Source organism: Rhizorhabdus wittichii, assembly GCF_017607425.1.
GTDB lineage: Bacteria > Pseudomonadota > Alphaproteobacteria > Sphingomonadales > Sphingomonadaceae > Rhizorhabdus > Rhizorhabdus wittichii.
In genome coordinates this window covers 4383201-4404257 of record NZ_CP059319.1, presented here as the reverse complement: position 1 = coordinate 4404257, position 21057 = coordinate 4383201, and the positions used below count along the sequence as shown (strand labels likewise).

The window sequence follows — 21057 nt, the reverse complement described above, 5'->3', positions numbered from 1 at the left end:
ACATGTTGCGACCAGGCTGAACCTTAACCTTCACCGCGCAGCCGTAATTGCCCCGTTCGCCTTTGGAGGCGTGCATGGCTGAGCGTGCCGGCCACCCGCGCCAGATTGGCGAGATCCTCGCACCCGTCATCGCCCACACGATGGTCCTGGCATGGTTCCAAGCGCAGATCGATCGCCAGCCCACGTCGATGGCGAGGAAGCATTTGGTGATGCTCTACCGCGAATGCGGCGCGATCGACGACGGCGAAGCTCTGATCCTCGTCGAAGCGAACATGCTGGAGACAGCGTGATGGCCGAAGGTGGCTACGTTCTGATCTATCGGCGCGTCCTCGAGGACGGCGATTTTCGTTCGCCAGCAGAGGCGCTGGCGTTCGTCTATCTGATCCTCAAGGCAGCGTGGAAGCCCGTGGTCGTGACCTACAAGCGCCACGCGTTCGACCTGGACCGAGGTCAGCTTACCATCTCGCTACGCGATATGGCGGCAGATTTGGAATGGTCGAAAAGCCGCGCAGACCGCTTCATCGCGCTTCTCGAACGGGCCGGAAAAATCGCCATTTCGAGCCCAAAAATGCGGGACAGTCGCGAGACACCACCCGGGACACCTGTGGCGCAATCCGTGGGACACCTGCCGCCAGTCATAACTATCTGTAAGTACGACGAATATCAGTCGCCCTCCAACAAGGGTGAGACACCTCAGGGCAGCACCTTGGGACAGCGGCGAGACACCACCCGGGACACAGAACAAATAAACAATACAGGGAAAGAAGAAAAAGAAGATGGTGGCGCGGCCGAAGCCGCCAGCCGTCGGTATACGTTCGCTGGCCGAACGATCCGCCTCAATCAGCGCGACTTCGACACATGGCGACGGACCTATCATGCTATCCCCGATCTGGCGGCGGAGCTGATGTCGTTGGACAACTGGTTTGAAGGTCCTGCCGGCAGCAAGAAGCGCAGGGACTGGTTTCAAACCACGTCCGGTGCGCTCAACCGCAAGCACCAGGAAATCCTCCGCGCCAATGCGAACCCCGGGGAAGCGTGGGCGTCGCCATGCTGAGCAGCTGGGACCCGAAGCGCGCCGGTAAGATGCGCTGCCCTAAGTGTTCGGATCAGCGGCGCAACAAGATGGATCGATGCCTGAGCGTCTCGCCGGTCGACGGCGGATTTGTCTGGCTCTGCCACAACTGCGGATTTCGAGGAATTAGCGATGCTGCACGAGAAACACAGGGCATGGATAGAAGCCCGCATGATCGACCCCGCGCTGGCCGACAAGTTCGGCCTCGCGTCAGTCCAGGACCGCGAGGGCTATTGGCTGACCGTGCCGTATACGGAGCGCGGCGAGACGATAAATCACAAATGGCGACTGACCTCCGAAAAGCGCCACCGCATGGACCAAGGGGCGCCCTTGCTGCTGTGGAACGCGGATGCACTTCGCCATCCCGAGGTATTGGCGGGCGCGCCGGTCGTGATCACGGAGGGCGAATGGGATGCTCTGGCGGCGATGACGGCCGGAGTGCCCCACGTCGTGTCGATCCCCAACGGCGCCCCCTCCGGCGTGACCGCTGAGCCCGAAAATGCGAAACGCTATGCTTGGGTCTATCGCCATTTAGCCGACCTGGACCGGGTCAAGCAGTTCATCATTGCGGCCGACGGTGACGAGGCCGGCGCCAATCTTGCGCACGATCTCGTGTCCCTCCTTGGCGCGGAACGGTGTCGCTGGGTGAAATACCCCGAGCTGTGCAAGGATCTGAACGATATTGCGTTGACCTACGGTCATGCCGCTGTGGCCGATGCGGTGATGCGCGCCAAGCCCTACCCCATCAAAGGCTTGTTCCGGGTCGAAGACTTTCCGCCCCGGGGCCCGCTGCAGACCTTCCCGCTGGGCGTAAAGCCGCTGATGTCGATGCTATCGATCGTACCTGGCACGCTCACCGTTCTGACCGGTTATGCGAACATCGGCAAATCGACCGTCCTCAACAGCGTCGTCGGTGAGTTGCTCAAGAGCGGCATCGGCGTGTGCATGGCGCCGTTCGAGACCGACATTCCGATCCTGATCGAAGGGCTCCGGCGATCGATCCTGAAATCGCATGAGCGCGATGCGAGTGCTGAGGCGATCGGCGCAGCAGATAAGCTGATCGCCGACAACCTGGCCATCGTCCACCAGGCCGTCGACGAGGATGACGAGATGGACCTCGAATGGTTTCTCGATCGATGTAGGGCGGCGGTGATCCAGTATGGTGTTCGCGTCGTCGTGCTGGATCCGTGGAATGAGCTCGAGCACCAGCGCCGGCCTGGCGAGACGGAAACCGAATATACCGGCCGCGCGCTTCGCGCGATCAAGCGCTTTGCTCGGAAGTTCAATGTGGCGTTCTGGGTCGTGGCTCACCCGGCAAAGCCGATGGAAGGCGCCCGCGGCGTACCGAAGCTCTACCAGATCAGCGGATCGGCTCATTGGGCGAACAAGGCCGACTATGGCCTGACCTATCATCGGCGCGACGCGACCAAGAACGCTGCAGAACTCCATGTCAGCAAGGTTCGTATGGGCCTGCCCGGCGCGAAGGGTAAGGTCGCGGTGACGCTCGACTTTCGGACGTGGGAGTTCGTCGAGGACGAAGGAGCTGGGCAAAATGACTGAGGATCAGGTGACGAAAATCGCTGAGCGGATCGAGCGGATCTATGTTCGGGTCCGGCAGCTTGAGCGGGAGAGCGCCGATCCTCATGGAGGGCTGCGCCTCATTCCCGGCGAGGAGTGGCTTAACACGCCCCTTCGCTCACGCCTCGCCGCCGTCGATGACGCCCTGAGCGGTCTCAGATACGCAGCATGGTGCATCGGCGAGACGCTGATCGTCATGGGCGGGACTGCGGCTCTGGATGCGGTGCTCCGGCGCGTTGAGCGCGGCGAGCATGGATTCAAAATCGCATCCTGGCTCGATCATCGATGGGACGGCGTGACCGACGGGCGGCAAGGATGGCACGCGTGATGGTCAACCTAACCAAGCAAAACCGCCGGCCGAAGAAGCAATCTGACGATGCCGGGCGTAGAGCATCCAAGCGGCTCATCAACAAGATTGCCAATCCAGCCGATGGGAAGCCGCTGCCAGGAGAAGCCAAGGAGATCGAGGCCGCTACGGAGCGCTATCTCGATCGATGCCCGAGGGCGATGCTCGAATATGACGAGAGCGGAAGTGTCGTCGCCCCATATGGCGATCGGATTGGCCACATCTTTCGCCTGATGGACGCGCTCGGCACGCCATCGATGGATTTCGCCAATCTGCAGCTCGTTGTCCTGGAGCGGGCTTGCGGCGGCGCGGGGGACGGGAAGGATGACGTCGCGGTCAATGCGGCTCTGGCGATGATTCAGGCGATCGGGCCGAAGGATGAGCTCGAGGCGGCATTGGCAGTCCAAATGGCAGCAGCGCACGCCCTTTCGCTCAAGGCTGCCGGCTGGGCCAACCGGACAGAAAATATCGTCGCTGCGACGGCCGGTGGCAATCTCTCAGTCAAGATGATGCGCACATTCACCGCCCAGATCGAAGCATTGGCCAGGCTTCGCGGAAAGGGTCAGCAGACGGTCCGAGTGGAACACGTCACGGTTCAGCCGGGCGCCCAGGCGATCGTCGGCGATGTGCACCAACACCTCCCGGGGGGAGGGGGTGGTTCGAAGGAAAGCAAGGATCAAGCCCATGAGCAAACTACCGATGCACCTATCGCCGCGTTGCGGCGCCCGGACCAGAGCAACCACGGCGTGCCGATTGCCTGCGATGAAAAACGGCCGATGCAGGCTGCATGGCGGGCTGAGCACAGGGGCGCCGAAGGGTAATCAGAACGCGCTAAAACATGGCGCCTACACTCGTGAGGCGCTGTCGGGTCGCGCCCAGGCCGCGGCCATTACCCGGGCATGGCGCGACCTACTGGAATCGCTCGAATAGTCGCGCAAACATTCACCGGTGGAGTATTCATCCACCTGACCTCGGGTCAAAAAGCGCCATAAATGGTGAGATCGCCCCTTCTAGCCGTAGGATGTCCCACATTTGGTCCCACAACAGACCGCCGGTGGACGCGTTCGCCGATGCGCCCATCGAACTGGCCGAGCTATATCGACGCGCTGATGTGATCGTCTTATGTTCGTCGAGACGACAGACGCGGGGCCATCATGATCAAGCACTTATCACTGCTCGAAATCATCAACATCTTGCGTGCCGGCGGCGGGGCGACCGTTAGCGCCCGTCAGTTTACCGCGTTGGACCTCGTTAACATGGCGCGCTCTTTGAGAGGAGCGGCCGTTCTGAATGTTGCGAACAGCCAAGCTCTCACCGGCTTGGACATGATTTCTATCGCGCGGGGGGCAACCAAACCGGCGTTCGTGACATTCTCCGGGCGGGCAGAGTAATCGCGCACTGATCCGGCAATATCCTGTCGAACGCTCTGAAGTGCGAAGGTCTCGTCAGGCCATCGCCGCGCCTCCACGGTAGCCCCTTCCCCTGTGACGGCGGTAATCGCATCACGCCGCTTCAATACCTTCACCGGCCATGTTCGCCGGCACCGCCATTCGGAAGCGCAAGCCCGACACCGGCCTGCTGCGCCCCTATCGACCTAAGCCCGCCGACTTCCGCGAAACCTATATCCTGATCGGTTGGGACGGCATCGACGAGCACTTCCACACCAACTGGCGGTGCATCCGGCGCTGGATCATCGAGCAGATCGCCGAGGACGAGGCCGCCGGTCGCATCCACCTGAAGGCGGCCCGCGCGGCTTGGATTCGCGAAAATGGCAGGCTGTTGTCGCGCACGGGCAGCAGGCGGCGCGCCAAGCGATACTGCGCTGGTCGCACTCTAACATCGGTCAGTGGTTGACGGCGGTAGAGATGCGCGTCCCCCAGCCATAGCCTCTCCCCGCCGCTCGCGATTTCGCTGGCTGCGGAGAAAGATGATGCAGATCACGTTGATGGACCGCGCGCCGATCGAGAAGGTCCGCCGGTTGCCAGATGGCCGAATCGCCGCCGTCGCCAAATTTGCCCGTACTGGCTGCCAGACCTATCTCGGCGCCGAACTGGGTCGCCCCGATCTCACCACCGTCACCGTGTATCGCCCCGAAGATGAGGTCTTCGCGCAGGATGCTATGGCGTCCTTCGCGCACAAGGCCATCACGCTCGATCATCCCGGCGAAGACGTGAGCGCCACCAATTGGAAGCGCTTGGCCGTCGGCTTTACCGAGGGGCGCGTCGCCCGCGATGGCGGGTTCGTCGAAATCCCTCTGATGCTCGCCGATGCCCAGGCAGTCAGCGCTTACGACCAGGGCCGAGCTCGCGAACTTTCAGCCGGCTATTCCTGCGAGCTCGTATGGGGTGATGGCATCGCCCCCGACGGCACCCCCTTCCAGGCGACCCAGCGCAGCATCCGCGGGAATCACATCGCTCTTGTGCCGGCTGGCCGTGCCGGTTCGGAATGCAGGATCGGAGATGCCATGACGCTGTTGAACGATGCGGCCGTCGCGGCCGAGGTGGCGCGTCAGCGCATGATCCACGATCAGAAATTCGCCTTCATGGGCAATCGAGCGCCAGCTTTTGATGAGGCCATCGCTGCTATCACGGCGCGGTCGACTACCCTTTCGGGGCAGGCCGCCGACGTCCGCAATATGGCTCGCGACATCCGCTATTCGGCAGCTTCCACACCCGCTCAGGTTGCGGATGCGCGCGCCGAAATGATCGCGGTCATGCGACAGCCGGCAGGGTCGTCCGCGACCTCCGCAGAGGACGTGCGCAACTTGGCTCGAGCTGCCCGCTACTGACTGTCCGCCGTCACGGCCGCGCGTCTGCGCCGCCAATCAGGAGAAGTGAAATGGCGAAACCTCTAGATGATCGCATCCTGGCCGCGATGGGTCATGGTGCCCGAGCAGCAACCGTCTCGGATCTCATCAACGAAGTGGCTGCGGCGATCGATGTCGCCCAGATCGAGCACGACGCACTCGATGCCAGGTCGAAGTCTGCCACATCGCCGGAAGACGAGGCAGAGGCCGCGGCCGAGGAGGCCGGTCGCGTCGCTCGCCGATTGGTGCGCCTGCAGGCCAAGCGCCAGCAGCTCCAGGGACGGTACCAGGAGTTGATGGACTCCGAGCGCCGCAAGCGCCACGTCGAAGAGTATGAGGCGATCAGGGGCCGGCGGGATCAGCTCGCGGCAGACATCAAAGATCGCTGGCCGGTCCTGGTCGGTGAGATCATCGACCTGATCGAACGCATCGAAGCGAGCGACGCCGAGATCGAAGCGTCCCGCCGCAATGTACCGAGCGGCTGTGATTGGCTGGAGTCGGCCGAATCGATGGCCCGGGGATGCCCGGCCAACTGGTATCTTCACGGAGGGTCGCCCGTCCTTCGGTTTACGAAGATGAAGATTCCAACATTCGACGGCACCGATACGTTGCGTCCAAACCTGCGGCCGCAGCGAGAGGAGCGCATGCGCATGGAAGAGCAGGAACGGCAACGCAACCGCTCCTATCTGGCGCAGAAGGCCGCTGAGGAGGCTCGCTTCGCTCGTTACATGGTTACACCGCCGGACCGGCAGAGCGGACCTGCGGTATCGCTGGCCACCCAACATGGCGCGGTGGATTGCATCCGTCGGGGCGAGCTGATGATGACCGTCGAACAAGCTGCCGAAGCGCAGGCAAAGGGCTGCAACGTCGAGCCGCTCGCGGCCGGCCAGGCTCTCAGCCAGCCGGCCGACGCACACTTCTAATGTCCGAGGCTTCACATCATCGGTGCCCGTCTCCTGGCGCCGATGGCCGCGCGCCGAGGCAGGGTATGTTCTCCACCTGCTGGCCGGTGCGCGGCACCCTTTCCGCTTCTCGACGGGGAGGCCGCCGAAGATGCGCCGTCGCTCCTCGATTGGGCGATTGACGACAGCGAGTTCGACCGGACCTGGGCAACTACAAATTTCAGCGAGGATGTGACATGGGGAAGACACTCGGTACCGTCCTGACCATTGGGGCGGCGGCGGCACTGGCCTATTTCAGCTTTGGCGTTGCCGCATCGTTTGCGGCTTTGCCGGGGGCAGCGACGGCCGGTGCCACTGCCATCGCCGGCGCTATCACCGCGCTCGGCGTGACAGCGACGAGCTTCGCCTTGCAAAAGGCGGCCGGCGTGCTCGGGCTTGGACCGAAAGCGCCCAGGCCGCCGACCGCCGAAAACGCTGTGAAAATCACGCTGCCCGAGAGGCAAGCCGCCTATGGTCGGAGCAAGATGGCGGGGTGGGCGCTGCGTTATGACCGCGATTAACGTGTTGCTGCAGCCGACGGCAGCCTATCTGATCACGGACAGCGCGACCACCGACAGCAACGGCGTGCTGATCGACATACGCTCCAAGGTCACCGTTTTATCGCGTTTCAGAGCCGCTATCGCCTGGACCGGCGCGGGGCCTATCCACGCCGCAGGTCAAGCCGATCGCAGGATCAGCGAGGCTTTGGTTTCGAAGGGCGTTTCGAGCCAGGCCGAGCTGCTTGCAGCGTTGCCGCTGATCGCTGCCGAGATGCATGCGGAAAACGCCGCCTATATCGATACAGGCCACGACACGGCGGTTTCTGTCTTCGTCGCCCTCTGGAGCAAAAAGCGGCGCGAACCCCAACTTTGGGCATGTCATGGTGATCAGAGCGTGTTCGGACCGAGCTACGTGCCCTATTCGATGGTGCGGCTCCGGCAGTATGTGACATGTCCTCCAGACGTCGATCCCGACGGGTGGTGTCGTGCGGCGTTCGGTCGCGTGGTCGATTTCGCAGATCCCAAGAGCTTCCGGCCTTCCGTCGACGGCGTCGCGCTCCTTGAGGCCCAGCGACATATTCGTGAAGGCATCGGCGTGTGGGGAGGGTACAGTGTCGGCGGCAGCGCCAATCTCACCACCGTCAGCGCGAAGGGTATTCGCGAGCGCGTCCTCAAGACCTGGCCAGACAAGGTTGGCGAAAAGATTTCGCCGGCTGTGACGTAGGCTTCTACCATGGCAAAGATCCGCGGTGCCAAGGAGCATGCTGCCCGCCTGCGTCGATTAGGCGGCGGAAGTGGCTCGGGCGGTGCGATAGCAGAGGGTATCGGCGATGCGCTGTTCGCTGGTGCCGATCTGATCAAAGCCGATGCCCAAGTGTCGATAACGGCCGGGTCTCGTTCGGGGAGAATGGTAAAGGGGGTCCTCCGGGGCAAGTATCAGGCGTCGGCACCGGGAGAGCCGCCTGCTTATGATACACACGACTTGGCTAATAGCATCGAGAGTGCGCGGCTTGGGCCTCTTCATGCCCAGGTTACCGCCAACGACCGCAAGGCGGCATGGCTTGAATTCGGCACTTCGAAGATGGCCGAACGTCCCTATATGCGGCCAGCGGTCGCCAAGAACCGGAAAGAAGTGGTCGAGATGGTTCGTCAGGCGGTGAATAAGGTGATCCGGCGCAAATAGTCCGCATGACCGCCTGCAACATGATCATATCCGATGACCGCGCCGTGTTCCTGACCGATACAGCGCTGTTCGACCCTGACGGCGTCGTGGTTGGCTTTGAGCGCAAGGTCGTATGTATGCCACGGCTCGGCCTCGCAATTTCGCTGACTGGCATGATGATCGGCGGGCCAGCGGTGTTGAGAGCTATGTTTCGCCCCTTTCGAACGCAAGCCGAGGCGCTCGAGGAATTGCCCGATGTTGCGTGGGCGATCCGGGAGGTGAACATGGAGCATTGCGCGAGAGACGGACGTCGGTGGGCATGTGACGTGACGTTAGCGATCGCCGTGTACGATATAGGGGATCGCCGATTTTCCGGACGTTTGCTGTCTACAGGCAATCTGCCCATCCGCGGCACAGGGCAGGCTTATGTGCCCGGAACATATCTGCAGGTTCGGAACTGCATCAGCCCCGCGATCGATCGGCATTTGCCCGTAGAGTTCTCGGTCATCGAACATGGCCGCTGGCTTTTGGAGCGACAGCGCAGGACGCTATCGAGCGGCGGCTACCACAGCGTGGGCGGTATGGCCGAGCTGAGGATCATCACTGCCGAGGGCTCACGGAAACGGGTAATTTCGACCTGGCCTGATCGCGTGGGCGAGAAGATCGTCCCTTAGCCCTCAGTCGTTCTCGCCACCCATCGGGTTGGCTTCATCGATCAGCGCCTGCACTTCGCCTATGCGAGTATCATCCTCAAGGCGGATCAGCGCGCCACAGGAGCAGCCGGCTGCCTGGTGGAGCCTGATCTGCTTGTAGGTCACGCGCAGTTCGGTGCCGCATTTCGGGCAGTCGACCAATGCGATGATGTCGTCGAGTTCACCGGGCATGGCGGGGATATATGACTTGCAGCCGAGTCGAACCAAATAGCAGCATGCATTTAACGGTTCGGGTCAATTCGTGAAGCGCGCTGAGCCTTCTTAACCTTCTTGTTCATGCCCTGAAAATCGATCGCGATTTTCTTCAGCGATACAGCGTCCGATATGCTAAAGGGCGTAGTATAGCATTCCCGCGGTTTCATCGCTTTGAGCTGCGCTTCTATGCGCTGCCACCAGATCATCAAATGTCCCGCTTGAATTGCTCGGCTTGCATTCGCCCAAGCCGAAGGCAAGTGGATCACTCTCACGCCGGTTCTTTCTACAGCTTGCACTTGGGGCGGCTGTTTCAGGAAATCGGTATCTGCCGTCAAAATGGCTTCACCGCCGTCTGCCGCAAAAGCGGTGATCCAGTGGACATCGGTGCTCCCTTTGAACCCCTCTTTTAGAACCGAGGTGAGTTCGAATCCTTCACCGAGGGCGATCTGGTTGACCGCCTGCACGATCGCTGGTGCGATATGCTCGTCCGCTCTGATTCTCAATTTGCCGTCGTTATCTCGTATTCGACGGCCGCTCTCACAGCGTCTTCGCTGATCTCAAAAGCATCTGCAACACGGCGAATACTTCCCCCCTCGGCTTTCCACATGCGATGGATCGCGGCCGTGGGAATTCGCTCATCAATTAGTGCCGGCTTCCCGAACGCCACTGCGGGATCGACGCTGATCTTTGGAAATTCGGCCGGTAGTGGATACCAGCGCCGCGCGAGCTCCGAAGCAGGATCAAATTCGACACCTTTCGCGATTGTCGCTTCAATCACATCCCACATTTCATGCTGACCAGAAGCCATATCCCAAGTCATCCGATCACCCTGTTGCTCAGCGACCTGGGCAAACACACTACGGCGATCCGTAAGATATCTTGCTCTCGACAATGCAAAGGGATGCGGTTGATCCCATTCCTTCCGAGCTCGGGCCGCGGCGGCGCGCAGTGTCTGCATAGACACACCTTGCCGTCGGAAAGCTTCGATGAATCTCATCTCCATCAGATCTAGGAAGCTGATGGTACGAGAATGCTTGAAGTCGCGGTCCACAATTGGGCCTGCGGCACTATTACCCCAACCGTTCAACCAACCGCGCAGCTTCGGTGAAGCCACTTGGAGGAGGCGTGCAGCGTCGGCCGGACTATAAAAGCCGGCAAGCAACGGATCTGCATTGATTGGGCTATGCTCCAGCGCGGCCTCCTTCGCGATATCCGAGGAATCGGCTATCGACGCGAGCGCGTCAAGTCGGTCATCTCCCAGCACATAAAATGGGCACGCGCACTCCCGCACCATGCGCGGTCCCAAGCCCGCAGGTTTTCTCCGTTCCCTGGATCCCTCCGAGCTCATTCCCCGGCTGGTCAACCCTGGAAGATTCGCGGCGCCACCCAATATATTCGCCATGGAATCCGAGAAATCGAAGTCCGACCACCTTCGCCGCCATCCTCGCCGAAAGCCGAAGCCCCCGAACTGGCTGGTAGCCCCCACGTTCCGAACGATCGTCGTTCGCGAAGAACAGGCGGAGTATGTGCCGGATAAGCGGCCGCCGGACCGCAGGGAGTAGTCCTTCGCTGCCGCCTATTTGGCGGTGCTGAAAAACGACGCCGCAGCCGCATCCGGATCCTCGAAGAGCTTGCCGAACTTGCGCGAGCCGCAGGCCGCCAGGACGGTTTCCTCGTCCACCGTGCCCCGTTTCGGGGTGATCGCCTCGGCGCTTTCGCCTTTGCTCCCAACCGCTGATTTGCCCAGATAGTAGCTCACCGAGATATTCCGGAATGACCGATCGCGACAGTTCGCCTCGCGCAACGCGACGAAATGGTCGCTCCCTTGGTCGGGGCGATAGTAGAGCGCCTCCCGGAAGCGCACGACATCGCCCTGCCGGCGAACGCTCGCAGCATCGATGAAGGCGATCGAGGTGCCAGGAGAGTAGGACGCCTGGCGCCATTGCGCGCCGGCCGCCGGCGCCGAGGATAACGTAGATGGAACCACCTTGGGCATTGAATGCTCCGAAGGCGCCGCTGATGCGAGCTGGACGCCAGCGCGCGGTTGTACCGAAAAATCGAATATGCGGGCCGCCAGAGCGCCGGCTGCCCCACCGGCGGCCAAGGAATAGATGAACCCGTACTCGCCCGGCTCGAGCGGCTCGCGAGGCGTGACGCGATAAACTCCGGGGCGCACCGCATCGTACTGGAACGCGATGCGGTCTTGATCCATCACACCGGTCTTCGTGCCGCCAATATTCATGCTTCCGACGCGGGCCTCGCGGCGCCCATCCTTCTCGTTCAGCCTGATCAACGTAAACTCGCTGGGCGAGGTGACAGTCGCTGCGGTACCGGAAGTCCAGGCAACTGATTGTCGCGCCGCCTCGGGGTTGGATTCGTCGAAAAAGAAGAAAAAGACCGGGGAGGGATCGCCTACACCGACACGAGCCGTCTCATTCTGGATCGTGGCCTTAATGGACAGGGAGGCGATGCCACCAGTCAGAACATACCCCCAAATCCCCCCACTCTTTGCTTGGTTGACGACGGTGGCGTCGAGCTTCTGCATTTCCGCCGACGGCCCTTTTACGAGCACGTAAACGCCGGCCGGATGAGGCGCCATAGGATCCGGCGAGGTCAGCGACATTACCGGGCTGGCCGCTGCAGCCGAAGTGCCTGTGCCCAGCATCGCCGCGATCACTGGCGCGGAAACGCCCCGCTTCTTCAGATCCAACATTTGGCCGGCGGATAGGTCAAAGGTCGCGCCATCCCGCCTCATTTTCGCGATGATCGCTTCGTCACCGAGGCCGGCGGCCGATAGCTCCGCGACCTGGTCGATAGTCAGAGCTTGAGCAAAAAGCGGCCCTGCAGCGAACAGACAGCCCGCCGCGGCCGTCAGGATCTTGATCATCGAAAGCCCCCTATCGAGTCGCAGCGCTAACCGCGAGATCGCACAGGGCAACCAGCGCGCCGCGCCGTCAAGTGGGTTCTTAGGAATGCTCCAGAATGGATGGAGACGGCGAGGTCAGGGAATGCTCGTGAAGTTCCTTGCGGCTGGAGGGTGATCGGGGCAACCTGGCTCCGTCGCCGCGCGCCATTGGGAGCCGCCATGCCCACATTCCTCGTCCGCCTGAACGCTCAACAAAAACATCCGCGCGATTTCGTCGGGGTCTTCGTCGCCGACAATGTCAGGGATCTGCGGGAATACGTGGATGAATGCTGCCCGACGGATGCGTGCGAGTTCGCCACTCTGCCCAATGGCGGGGTATTTCTATCCGGAACCTCGCTGCCTATCCCATATGACCTCGGCGAGAGCGAAGAGGGAGACTTCTTCAAAAGCGCCCAGGTAACCGATAGCTGGTTCCGGTATTTCGTCGGACCTGACGATCAGGCCGAGTGGGAGCCGCTAGAGGCAGACGAGGACGATTTGACGGCGTAAGAACCGTAACTGTCCGACTGGCTGGAGGAGATGGGCGCGACGGGTGTGGTGAACCGCCAAAACGAAAAGACCCGACCCAATCGCTCGGGCCGGGTCTTTCGTCAGATTCCAAGCTGGCAACGCCTGAATCCCGCCGTTGGTACGGACTTAAGCCTGATGCCGAAGCAGTGCAGGAATGGTCCCGATATAGTGCGAAACGCATTAAGGTTCAATGACGATCCCCAGAGCCAGCGCCACCTTGCGCCGTAGTTCCCCCACGACGTCGGGTAACTCAATCTGAACATATTTCCTCACGCCGGTGACCGGGTGCTTTGTGTGGGGAAGGTTCACCCTCGCATATCCTACGGTGGCGACGTGATCGCACGCTGCCCAGCGAGGGCCGTCACCCCAAGGCGCGGGTATCACTAAATCCAATCGATGGTGCCAATCCTCCAAGGGTTGAGGGCATGTCGCACTGAGCGGAACGACGGCGACGAGGTTGTCTCGCCTCTTCAGCTTGGGCGATATCGTGATCGCGAGCCGACGCTTCACCATCTCAGGAGGTCGGAAGCCAGTTGAATAGTCGCAGATTACGATGGTGCCGGGGCGCGGATGGAAGGGTAACGGCATTCAGCTTTTAGCGATCTTTTTGAAGAGGTTCTGCGCATCTGCCAAAGTCAGGCCAGATATCCTTGTTCTGCCCGGATCGACTAGCGTGAAGCCGCTTTTCCCAGAGCCACTCCGCGTTAATTTCCAGCCGCGCCGCTCAAACTCTGCACGCAATCTGTTCTCATTTTCCTCAGTGTGCGCAGTATCGATTTTGGCGAGCTCTGCTTTGGCGCGCGCCTGGATATCTCGCAGTTCGTCAGGAGTCACGCCAGCTTCTCCGTAAGCAGGATCCGCACAGCCTCCGGCCGAGAAGGCTTTGGATCGGACTGTTCCGCGATCCAGCGGTCGAGTGTCGCGAGTTGGTCGGGCGGAAGGCGAAGCGTAATCGGCACCGAGTTAACGGCCGGCCGCCCACGCGATTTTCTGACGTCAGATATTGACATAGCGATTTGTTGATGCCAGAAAATGTGGACCGAAGCAAGGCGGCAACCTCGCTCCGGCCCTAACCGCAACGATCAACTGAGGTGATCGATATGGCTACTCAACCTGTACAGCCGGCCGAGGCGCCGGCCAATACCTCCGTGCGCCGGAAGCGGCGCCTGGTGATCGCCAACGACAATGGCCGTCCCACGCCGCCTGCGGCACCTATTGCCCTTCCGCCCATCCTCGCGTTCATCACCGGCGTTCCGATGGCCCCGCGTCAGGCCGTCGAACAACTCATCGAACAGGCAATCGAGGCGCTCGACCTACTGGACGGAGATCTCGACGTCGAACTGAACGGCGACGAGGTGGATGGCATTAACTCCGAGGACGATTTCTGGCCGCATTCCAATCGCCAAGACACGCCCGGCTGCCCTGTCTCCGATCCCGACCTGGGCGCCGATGATGAGGGCGAGGAGACCAACGAGGACGGCGAGCCGGAACTGTATGTGATCTGGCCGGAATATGGGGACGACCAGTCAAGCGGCCCAATCAACGAGGCATACGCGGAGCGCATCAGGATCGCCACCCAGCGCGCGGACGATTGGCGCTATGAACGGAGGTTCGCGTGATGGGTACCGCCATCCCCACTCGCCGGGCCGCCCTCGGCACCCTGATCGCCGCCCCGTTCGTCATAGGCGCCCCGGTGGCCGCCCTGCCGTCTCCCGCGGCTGGAGCGTTCGAACAGGCGCTTGCGACCCTTGAGCGCGCCAAGGCCGCCCATTACGCCGCGATCGAAACCATGGACGCCGCCGAGGCCGCGTTCTACGCCGCCTGCCAACCGCGCCAGCCCATGGCCGAGCTGGCTGATAGCGAGCGAGCCGCGCGAAAGCAGGCCGATGTGGAGGCCCGTCAACGGTTCGGCGTCGACGAAGCTCTGGAGATGGAAGGACTGGCCGGCAGCGCCGCTTGCGACGCCCTGGCCGCCGTGCTCGCCACCCCAGCTCCCGATATCGCTGCGGTGGTGCTCAAGATCGAGCTGGCCCGGGACGGCAGCCTCGGCATCGACGATCTCGCGCCCGTCCTGGCCGATCTGCGGCGGCTTGGCGCTCCGTTAGCGTCCGTAGGCGCTGGCAGGAGCTGACGATACCTCTCGATCGTCGAAGTGCGCTTCTCCTCGGTTCGACGTCGATGATGGAATGGGCGGGGTGGCTGGCCTGGGCATTGGCTAGCTGCTCCGCCATTTTCTTGATGAGCTCATCACGGCGTGGGTGAAAGTGTGGGAGCCGAAGCCAGAACCTTTCCGGGTTTCCCCGAAAAATCATCAACTTAACCGAAGATTGATGGTGGAAGGGGCTGGATTCGAACCAGCGTACGCTCACGCGGGCAGATTTACAGTCTGCTGCCTTTAACCACTCGGCCACCCTTCCAAAGGCGCCTGAAGCGAGGCGGCTCAATGGCCAATCGGGACACGGCTGTCAACGCCCGAAGCCCGGAAAAATCTCTGTCGCTGCAATGCTTGCGCGAAACCGCCCACCATCGGTAAGGCAGGCCCATGCGCAAAGGCCATCGTCCGTCCCAGCCCGCCCAGGGCCGTCCCCGCTTCTGGGGCCGCCACGCCGTGATCGCGGCGCTCGCCAACCCCGACCGCACCGTCAAGCGACTATGGGGCACACGCGAGGCGGTGAGCGCGCTGGAGCTGCCGCCGGTCATCCCGGTCACCTATGCCGACGCCGCCGATCTCGGCCGCCTGGTGCCGCACGACGCGCCGCACCAGGGGCTGGTGATCGAGGTCGATCCGCTGCCCGACATCTGGCTGGGCGACCTGCTGGAGGCGGCGCAGGGCGACCGCCGGCCGCTGGTCGTGCTGGACCAGGTCACCGATCCGCACAATGTCGGCGCGGTGCTGCGCTCGGCCGCCGCCTTCGACGCGGTCGGCATCGTCACCCAGGACCGCCACGCGCCGCCCGAATCGGGCGCGCTCGCCCGTTCGGCCTCGGGCGCGCTCGAGCTGGTGCCGTGGGTCCGGGTGGTCAACCTCGCCCGCGCGCTCGACGAGATCGCCGAGGCGGGCTTCTGGCGGATCGGCCTGAGCGGCCACGCCAAGGGGACGCTGGCGCAGGTGATGGGGGATTCGCGGATCGCGATCGTGCTCGGCGCCGAAGGAGAGGGCATGCGCCAGAACACCGAGGCGCATTGCGACGAACTCGCCAAGCTGCCGATCAGCCCCAAGGTCGAGAGCCTGAACATCTCGAACGCCGCCGCGATCGCGCTCTACGCGATCGCGGTGAGAGGGTGATGGGGGTTTTGTAGGTTTTTTGTTTTAGCCCTCAGGCGCCGGGCGCCGGGCCTCCGCCCGGCTTGGCTAACCTCGCATAAGCTCGGGCGCGCGTTCGCGCTTGCGGAGCCCTACGGACTCCGAGGCCAATCTCTTGCGGTGGAACGGGACGCGCAGCGTCCCGCAAGGATCGAAGCCGGTCCGCGGACTGCCCGGGGGGCAGTCCGCAGGCGGAGATCGGCTCGCGAAGCGAGCCGTGGCGGCCGCCCGAGCTTATGCGAGGATAGCCAAGGTCGCGGATGCGACCGCCGGCGCTTGAGGCCAAACAAAAAAGGATCGGGCCTCGGCCCGATCCTAACAGCTCAATCTTCCGGCGCGATCGTGACGGTCAGGCCGTCGAGCTCGTCGGTCATGGTGAGCTGGCACGACAGGCGCGAACGGTCGTCGCGATGGTCGCTGCTGTCGAGCAGGTCGTTCTCGTCGTCGCTCATGTCGGGCAGCAGGCCGTTGAAGGCCGGATCGACGAACACATGACAGGTCGCGCAGGAGCAGCAGCCGCCGCACAGCGCCAGCAGCTCGTCGATTCCGGCGTCACGGATGACCTCCATCACCGATAGGCCGGTCTCCGCTTCGATGACCGATTCCTCACCCTCACGCGTAACGACAACCAACTTGGGCATTACCACTCCCCCGATTTGCATAATCCGGATTTCGCGCGCCTATGTAGCGCGGGACCGGTGAAATCAAGAGCAGGAACCGAAATGAGCCTTTCCGCCGAACAGCTCCACCGGAGCATCGATGCGCTGGCGGGCATCGAACCGGCCATCGCGCGCATGCTGGAAGCGATCGGCTACCCCCCGCCCCGCATCCGCGATCGCGGCTACCAGACGCTGCTGCGGACGATCGTCGGCCAGCAGGTGAGCGTCGCCGCCGCCAATGCGATCTGGGCGAAGATGGAGACGATGGTCGGTGCCGGCCTCGCCCCCGAGGCGGTCGCCGCCGCCCCCGACGACCTGCTCCGCGCCACCGGCCTGTCGCGGCAGAAGATCGCCTATGCCAGGAGCCTGGCCGAGCATGTCGCGAGCGGCACGATCGATTTCGACCGGCTGCCCGCCGACGACGAGGAGGCGATCGCGCAGATGACCGCGATCAAGGGGATCGGCCGCTGGTCGGCGGAGATCTACCTGCTGTTCGCCGAGGGGCGCGGCGACGTCTGGCCGGCCGGCGACCTCGCCGTGCAGATCGAGGTCGGCCGCCTGCTGGGCCTGCCCGAGCGGCCGAGCGAGCGCGAGACGCGGCGCCTGGCACATGGCTGGAGCCCGCATCGGGGCGCCGCCGCGATCTTCGCCTGGCATAGCTACAACGCGCGCGCCAGCACGGCCAAGACCGACAAGATGCCGCTGTAGCTTCGGCCGATCTCCCTGCCCTTTTCCGTCATTCCCGCGAAAGCGGGAATCCACGGTCGCGGAGCGTGCGACCTCCTGCGGGCCGCCGTCCATGGATTCCCGCTTTCGCGGGAATGACGCGGTTTTTCAGCGGCCTGTCAGCCCCTGAGCTTCGCCCCCAGCTTCGCCGCCGCCGCGACGATCTTCTCGGAGATCGCCTGGAGGTCGGCGTCGGTGAAGCTCTTCTCGCTGGGCTGGAGCACCACCTCGATCGCCACCGACTTCTCGCCCTCGCCGACGCCCTGGCCCTGGAACAGGTCGAACAGCCGCGCCTCGGCGATCGCCGCCTTGTCGGCGCCGCGCACCGCGCGGAGCAGTTCGTCGGCCGCCCGGTCGGCAGAGACGAGGAAGGCGAAGTCGCGGCGCACCGCCTGCAGCGCGGGCGGCGCATAGGCCTCGCGCATATGGTCGGACGAGGCGCGCTTGACCGGCGCCGCGTCGAGGAACACTTCCGCCGCGACGACGGTGCCGTCGATGTCGAAGGCGCGCGCCACGCTCGGGTGCAGTTCGCCGAACTCGGCCAGCACCGTCTTCGGCCCCAGCCGCAGCGATCCCGAGCGGCCGGGGTGATAGACCCCGCTCGACACCGTCTCGAACAGTTGCAGCCGATCGACCGGCGCGCCGACCGCGCCGAGCATCGCCACCGCCTCGGCCTTGGCGTCGAACGCGTCGAACGCCTGCGCCTTGCCGCTGCGCCAGTCGCGCGGGGTGCGGTCGCCGGCCAGCAGCAGGCCGAGCGTCAGCCCCTCGCCGTCGGCGAGATAGCGGCGGCCGACCTCGAACAGGCGGATGCTGCCGGCGCCGCGATCGGCGTTGCGCCGCGCGGCGGCGACCAGCCCGGGCAGCAGCGACGGCCGCATGACCTTCAGCTCCTCGCTGATCGGGTTGGCGAGCGTCCACGCGCCGCCGCCGAACGGCCGCGCCTCCGCCTCGCTGATGAAGCTCCACGTCACCGCCTCGTTGAGGCCGCGCGCGGCGGCGGTGCGGCGGGCGCGGCGCTCCACCTTCTGCGCCTGGGTCGCGGTCGGCCGGGCGACACCCTCGCCGCGCGGCAGCGGGGTCGACGGGATATTGTCGATGCCGATGATGCGGACGACCTCCTCGACCAGGTCGGCCGGGCCGTCGACGTCGCGGCGCCAGCTCGGCACCGAGACGTTCCAGACCGCGTCGATGCCGAAGCCGAGCGCCGCCAGGATGGTGCGCTGGCGATCGGGCTCGACCGCGAGGCCGGCGATCTTCTCGGTCAGCGTCGGATCGTAGCGCAGCGCCTTGGTGCCCGAGGGCGGGGTGCCCGCCTGGACGACCGGGCTCGGCGTGCCGCCGCACAGCTCGGTCACCAGCCGGGTCGCGATGGCGAGGCCGGCTTCGAGGAACTGCGGATCGACGCCGCGCTCGAACCGCGCCCGCGCGTCGGAGGTCAGGCCCAGCTTCTGGCCGGTGCGGGCGATCGCCTCCGGCGTGAAATAGGCGCATTCGATCAGCACGTCGGTGGTGGCGGCGGTGACGCCGGTCTTCTCGCCGCCCATGATGCCGCCGATGTCGTCGGGGCCGTTGGCGTCGGCGATCACCGTCATCGTCTCGTCGAGCGTGTAGCTCTTGCCGTTGAGGGCAAGAACCTCTTCGCCCGGGGTCGCCTTGCGCGCGACCAGCGGGCCGCTGAGCCTGGCGAGGTCATAGACGTGGAGCGGGCGGCCATGGTCCAGCATCACATAGTTGGTGATGTCGACCAGCGCCGAGATCGGCCGCTGGCCGACCGCGATCAGCCGCTTGGCCAGCCATTCGGGACTGTCGCCGTTGACGACGCCGCGCACCGCCCGGCCGAAGAAGGCGGGGCAGCCCTCGGGATCGTCGGTGCGGATCTCGATCGGGCATTCGCCCTGGCCGATGATGGACGGCAGGTTGAGCGGCCTGAGCGCGCCGAGGCCCGCCGCCGCCAGGTCGCGCGCGATGCCGCGCACGCCCATGCAGTCCTGCCGGTTCGGCGTGATCGCGACGTCGATCACCGGATCGGACAGCCCCGCCCAGTCGGCATAGACGGCGCCGACCGGCGCGTCGGCCGGCAGCTCGATGATCCCGTCATGCGCGTCGCTCAGCTCGAGCTCGCGCATCGAGCACATCATGCCGCGCGATTCGACGCCGCGGATCGCCGCGACCTTCAGGGTGACGTCGATGCCGGGGACATAGTCGCCCGGCCGGCCGAGCACGCCGACCAGCCCCGCGCGGGCGTTGGGCGCGCCGCAGACGATCTGCAGCGGATCGCCGCCGTCGCCGGCGTCGACCGACAGGACCTGCAGCTTGTCGGCCTGCGGGTGCGGCGCCGCGGTCAGGATGCGGGCGATGCGGAAGGCGCCCAGCTTCTCGGCCGCGTCCTCGACGCCCTCGACCTCCAGGCCGACCCGGGTCAGCCCCTCGACGATCGCGTCGAGGCCCGCCTCGGTGTCCAGATGCTCCTTGAGCCAGCTCAGCGTGAACTTCATGCGCCGACTCCCCCCGACAGCGTGGGCACGTCGAGCGCCGCGAAACCATAATGCCGGAGCCAGCGGAGATCGCCGTCGAAGAAGGCGCGCAAGTCGTCCATCCCATATTTGAGCATCGCGAGCCGGTCGATCCCGCAGCCGAAGGCGAAGCCCTGCCATTCGTCCGGATCGAGGCCGCAATTGGCGATCACCCGGGGATGCACCATCCCCGAGCCGAGAATCTCCATCCAGCCGCCGTTTCCGGCCGCCGGATCGCCGCCGATCACGCGGCGTCCCTTCTCCCAGGTGAAGCCGACGTCGACCTCGGCCGAGGGCTCGGTGAAGGGGAAGAAGCTGGGGCGCAGGCGCAGGACGATGTCGTCGCGCTCGAAGAAGGCCTTCACGAAGGTCTCCAGCGTCCACTTGAGATGGCCCATATGGATGCCGCGATCGATCACCAGCCCCTCGACCTGGTGGAACATCGGCGTGTGGGTGGCATCCGAATCCGACCGGTAGGTCCGCCCCGGCGCGATGATGCGGATCGGCGGCTTCTCGGTCATCATCGTGCGGATCTGCACCGGCGAGGTGTGGGTGCGCAGCAGCATCTTCTTCCCGTCCTCGCGGTCCGGGAAATAGAAGGTGTCGTGCATCGCGCGCGCCGGATGCGTCTCCGGGATGTTGAGCGCGGTGAAATTATGCCAGTCGTCCTCGATCTCGGGCCCGGTCGCGACCGCGAAGCCCAGGTCGGCGAAGATCTCGGCCAGCTCGTCCATCACCTGCGCGACCGGATGGACCGACCCCTGCATGCCGGCCGACACCGGCAGGCTCATGTCGAGCGTCTCGGTGGCGAGGCGCGCCTCGAGCGCGGCGCCCTCCAGGCTCGCCTTGCGATCGGCGATCGCGGCGGTCACCGCCTCGCGCAGCGCGTGGATCTTCGGCCCCTCGGCCTGTCGCTGATCGGGCGTCATCGCGCCCAGCGTCTTGAGCAGCGCGGTGATCGTCCCCGACTTGCCGAGCGTGCGCACGCGAATAGCCTCCAGATCGGCAAGCGTCGCCGCCGATGCGATCTCCGAAAGCGCGTCCTGTTCGTCTGCCACCCTGTCTTACCTTCGTCATTCCCGCCTTGTGGCGGACCACTTGTT

Annotated in this window: 28 protein-coding genes and 1 tRNA gene; 19 read left to right on the top strand and 10 right to left on the bottom strand. The window is 64.1% G+C overall.

Translation table 11 applies throughout. From position 1 onward, the window contains the following. The first annotated feature begins 74 nt into the window (after positions 1–74). From HRJ34_RS21225 to HRJ34_RS21165, 14 genes are all read left to right on the top strand, one after another. Positions 75–290: a hypothetical protein gene (locus HRJ34_RS21225; RefSeq protein ID WP_208632332.1), complete on the top strand. Its 216-nt coding sequence runs from the start codon at positions 75–77 to the stop codon at positions 288–290. After that, complete coding sequence (locus HRJ34_RS21220; RefSeq protein ID WP_208632331.1) at positions 290–1054, top strand: hypothetical protein; 765 nt, start codon at positions 290–292, stop codon at positions 1052–1054. Before HRJ34_RS21225 ends, HRJ34_RS21220 begins: the two co-directional genes overlap by 1 nt. A 150-nt stretch (positions 1055–1204) precedes the next feature. Continuing rightward, the gene (locus tag HRJ34_RS21215; protein ID WP_208632330.1) at positions 1205–2632 is read left to right on the top strand and encodes an AAA family ATPase; all 1428 of its coding nucleotides are present in this window, start codon (positions 1205–1207) and stop codon (positions 2630–2632) included. Further along, positions 2625–2978, top strand: a complete 354-nt coding sequence (locus HRJ34_RS21210) for a hypothetical protein (RefSeq protein WP_208632329.1) — start codon at positions 2625–2627, stop codon at positions 2976–2978. Before HRJ34_RS21215 ends, HRJ34_RS21210 begins: the two co-directional genes overlap by 8 nt. Further along, entirely contained in the window at positions 2966–3817 is an 852-nt protein-coding gene (locus HRJ34_RS21205; protein WP_208632328.1) for a hypothetical protein, read from the top strand. The genes HRJ34_RS21210 and HRJ34_RS21205 overlap by 13 nt, the downstream gene beginning before the upstream one ends. Next, positions 3750–3926 carry an HGGxSTG domain-containing protein gene (locus tag HRJ34_RS29660; protein WP_404947154.1) on the top strand — a complete coding sequence of 59 codons (177 nt, stop codon included), beginning with the start codon at positions 3750–3752 and terminating at the stop codon, positions 3924–3926. Before HRJ34_RS21205 ends, HRJ34_RS29660 begins: the two co-directional genes overlap by 68 nt. A 224-nt stretch (positions 3927–4150) precedes the next feature. Beyond that, positions 4151–4387, top strand: coding sequence for a hypothetical protein (locus tag HRJ34_RS21200; protein WP_208632327.1), 237 nt, complete (start codon positions 4151–4153; stop codon positions 4385–4387). A 139-nt stretch (positions 4388–4526) separates the two neighbouring features. Next, a complete protein-coding gene (locus HRJ34_RS21195; RefSeq protein WP_208632326.1) occupies positions 4527–4850 on the top strand; it encodes a hypothetical protein in 324 nt (107 codons plus the stop codon). A gap of 76 nt (positions 4851–4926) precedes the next feature. Then, on the top strand, positions 4927–5784 hold the full coding sequence (locus tag HRJ34_RS21190) for a DUF2213 domain-containing protein (RefSeq protein ID WP_226948879.1): 858 nt from the start codon (positions 4927–4929) through the stop codon (positions 5782–5784). A 50-nt stretch (positions 5785–5834) separates the two neighbouring features. After that, positions 5835–6725 (top strand): hypothetical protein, encoded by an 891-nt coding sequence (locus HRJ34_RS21185; RefSeq protein WP_208632325.1) that lies wholly within the window; start codon positions 5835–5837, stop codon positions 6723–6725. 215 nt (positions 6726–6940) lie between these two features. Further along, entirely contained in the window at positions 6941–7264 is a 324-nt protein-coding gene (locus tag HRJ34_RS21180; protein ID WP_208632324.1) for a hypothetical protein, read from the top strand. Then, positions 7251–7967 carry a hypothetical protein gene (locus HRJ34_RS21175; protein WP_208632323.1) on the top strand — a complete coding sequence of 239 codons (717 nt, stop codon included), beginning with the start codon at positions 7251–7253 and terminating at the stop codon, positions 7965–7967. Before HRJ34_RS21180 ends, HRJ34_RS21175 begins: the two co-directional genes overlap by 14 nt. Positions 7968–7976: 9 nt before the next feature. Continuing rightward, positions 7977–8426, top strand: coding sequence for an HK97-gp10 family putative phage morphogenesis protein (locus HRJ34_RS21170; protein ID WP_208632322.1), 450 nt, complete (start codon positions 7977–7979; stop codon positions 8424–8426). A gap of 5 nt (positions 8427–8431) precedes the next feature. Then, positions 8432–9079, top strand: coding sequence for a hypothetical protein (locus tag HRJ34_RS21165; RefSeq protein ID WP_208632321.1), 648 nt, complete (start codon positions 8432–8434; stop codon positions 9077–9079). Between the two features lie 3 nt (positions 9080–9082). Here the strand turns inward: HRJ34_RS21165 and HRJ34_RS21160 are convergent, their stop codons facing one another. The 4 genes from HRJ34_RS21160 to HRJ34_RS21145 all read right to left on the bottom strand — a co-directional run bounded on the left by HRJ34_RS21160 (position 9083) and on the right by HRJ34_RS21145 (position 12200). Further along, on the bottom strand, positions 9083–9289 hold the full coding sequence (locus HRJ34_RS21160; protein WP_208632320.1) for a hypothetical protein: 207 nt from the start codon (positions 9287–9289) through the stop codon (positions 9083–9085). Positions 9290–9339: 50 nt separating this feature from the next. After that, positions 9340–9816 carry a PIN-like domain-containing protein gene (locus HRJ34_RS21155; RefSeq protein ID WP_226948878.1) on the bottom strand — a complete coding sequence of 159 codons (477 nt, stop codon included), beginning with the start codon at positions 9814–9816 and terminating at the stop codon, positions 9340–9342. Next, entirely contained in the window at positions 9813–10607 is a 795-nt protein-coding gene (locus tag HRJ34_RS21150) for a DUF433 domain-containing protein (RefSeq protein ID WP_208632318.1), read from the bottom strand. Before HRJ34_RS21150 ends, HRJ34_RS21155 begins: the two co-directional genes overlap by 4 nt. A 282-nt stretch (positions 10608–10889) precedes the next feature. Beyond that, entirely contained in the window at positions 10890–12200 is a 1311-nt protein-coding gene (locus tag HRJ34_RS21145; protein ID WP_208632317.1) for a surface-adhesin E family protein, read from the bottom strand. Positions 12201–12398: 198 nt separating this feature from the next. Here HRJ34_RS21145 and HRJ34_RS21140 point away from each other — a divergent pair, with 198 nt between their 5' ends. Next, entirely contained in the window at positions 12399–12728 is a 330-nt protein-coding gene (locus HRJ34_RS21140) for a hypothetical protein (protein ID WP_208632316.1), read from the top strand. Positions 12729–12929: 201 nt separating this feature from the next. Here the strand turns inward: HRJ34_RS21140 and HRJ34_RS29655 are convergent, their stop codons facing one another. Then, a complete protein-coding gene (locus HRJ34_RS29655; RefSeq protein WP_208632315.1) occupies positions 12930–13337 on the bottom strand; it encodes a type II toxin-antitoxin system PemK/MazF family toxin in 408 nt (135 codons plus the stop codon). Continuing rightward, positions 13338–13583, bottom strand: coding sequence for a hypothetical protein (locus tag HRJ34_RS21130; RefSeq protein WP_208632314.1), 246 nt, complete (start codon positions 13581–13583; stop codon positions 13338–13340). A 266-nt stretch (positions 13584–13849) separates the two neighbouring features. On the opposite strand from HRJ34_RS21130, the gene HRJ34_RS21125 reads away from it, so the two are divergent. Together HRJ34_RS21125 and HRJ34_RS21120 are read left to right on the top strand one after the other, a co-directional pair. Next, a complete protein-coding gene (locus tag HRJ34_RS21125; protein ID WP_208632313.1) occupies positions 13850–14368 on the top strand; it encodes a hypothetical protein in 519 nt (172 codons plus the stop codon). Next, the gene (locus tag HRJ34_RS21120; protein ID WP_208632312.1) at positions 14368–14880 is read left to right on the top strand and encodes a hypothetical protein; all 513 of its coding nucleotides are present in this window, start codon (positions 14368–14370) and stop codon (positions 14878–14880) included. Before HRJ34_RS21125 ends, HRJ34_RS21120 begins: the two co-directional genes overlap by 1 nt. 200 nt (positions 14881–15080) lie before the next feature. Here HRJ34_RS21120 and HRJ34_RS21115 read toward each other — a convergent pair. Continuing rightward, positions 15081–15166 (bottom strand) — tRNA-Tyr (locus HRJ34_RS21115). 125 nt (positions 15167–15291) lie between these two features. On the opposite strand from HRJ34_RS21115, the gene rlmB reads away from it, so the two are divergent. Further along, positions 15292–16035 (top strand): 23S rRNA (guanosine(2251)-2'-O)-methyltransferase RlmB, encoded by a 744-nt coding sequence (gene rlmB / locus HRJ34_RS21110; RefSeq protein ID WP_016747054.1) that lies wholly within the window; start codon positions 15292–15294, stop codon positions 16033–16035. 341 nt (positions 16036–16376) lie between these two features. Here the strand turns inward: rlmB and HRJ34_RS21105 are convergent, their stop codons facing one another. Then, positions 16377–16694 (bottom strand): 2Fe-2S iron-sulfur cluster-binding protein, encoded by a 318-nt coding sequence (locus HRJ34_RS21105; RefSeq protein ID WP_016747143.1) that lies wholly within the window; start codon positions 16692–16694, stop codon positions 16377–16379. A gap of 81 nt (positions 16695–16775) precedes the next feature. Here HRJ34_RS21105 and HRJ34_RS21100 point away from each other — a divergent pair, with 81 nt between their 5' ends. Continuing rightward, positions 16776–17420 carry a DNA-3-methyladenine glycosylase family protein gene (locus tag HRJ34_RS21100; protein WP_037505483.1) on the top strand — a complete coding sequence of 215 codons (645 nt, stop codon included), beginning with the start codon at positions 16776–16778 and terminating at the stop codon, positions 17418–17420. A gap of 137 nt (positions 17421–17557) precedes the next feature. Here HRJ34_RS21100 and pheT read toward each other — a convergent pair whose 3' ends face one another. Further along, positions 17558–19936: a phenylalanine--tRNA ligase subunit beta gene (gene pheT, locus HRJ34_RS21095; RefSeq protein ID WP_208632311.1), complete on the bottom strand. Its 2379-nt coding sequence runs from the start codon at positions 19934–19936 to the stop codon at positions 17558–17560. Further along, the gene (gene pheS, locus HRJ34_RS21090; RefSeq protein ID WP_029993726.1) at positions 19933–21012 is read right to left on the bottom strand and encodes a phenylalanine--tRNA ligase subunit alpha; all 1080 of its coding nucleotides are present in this window, start codon (positions 21010–21012) and stop codon (positions 19933–19935) included. The genes pheT and pheS overlap by 4 nt, the downstream gene beginning before the upstream one ends. Between the last annotated feature and the right edge of the window lie 45 nt (positions 21013–21057).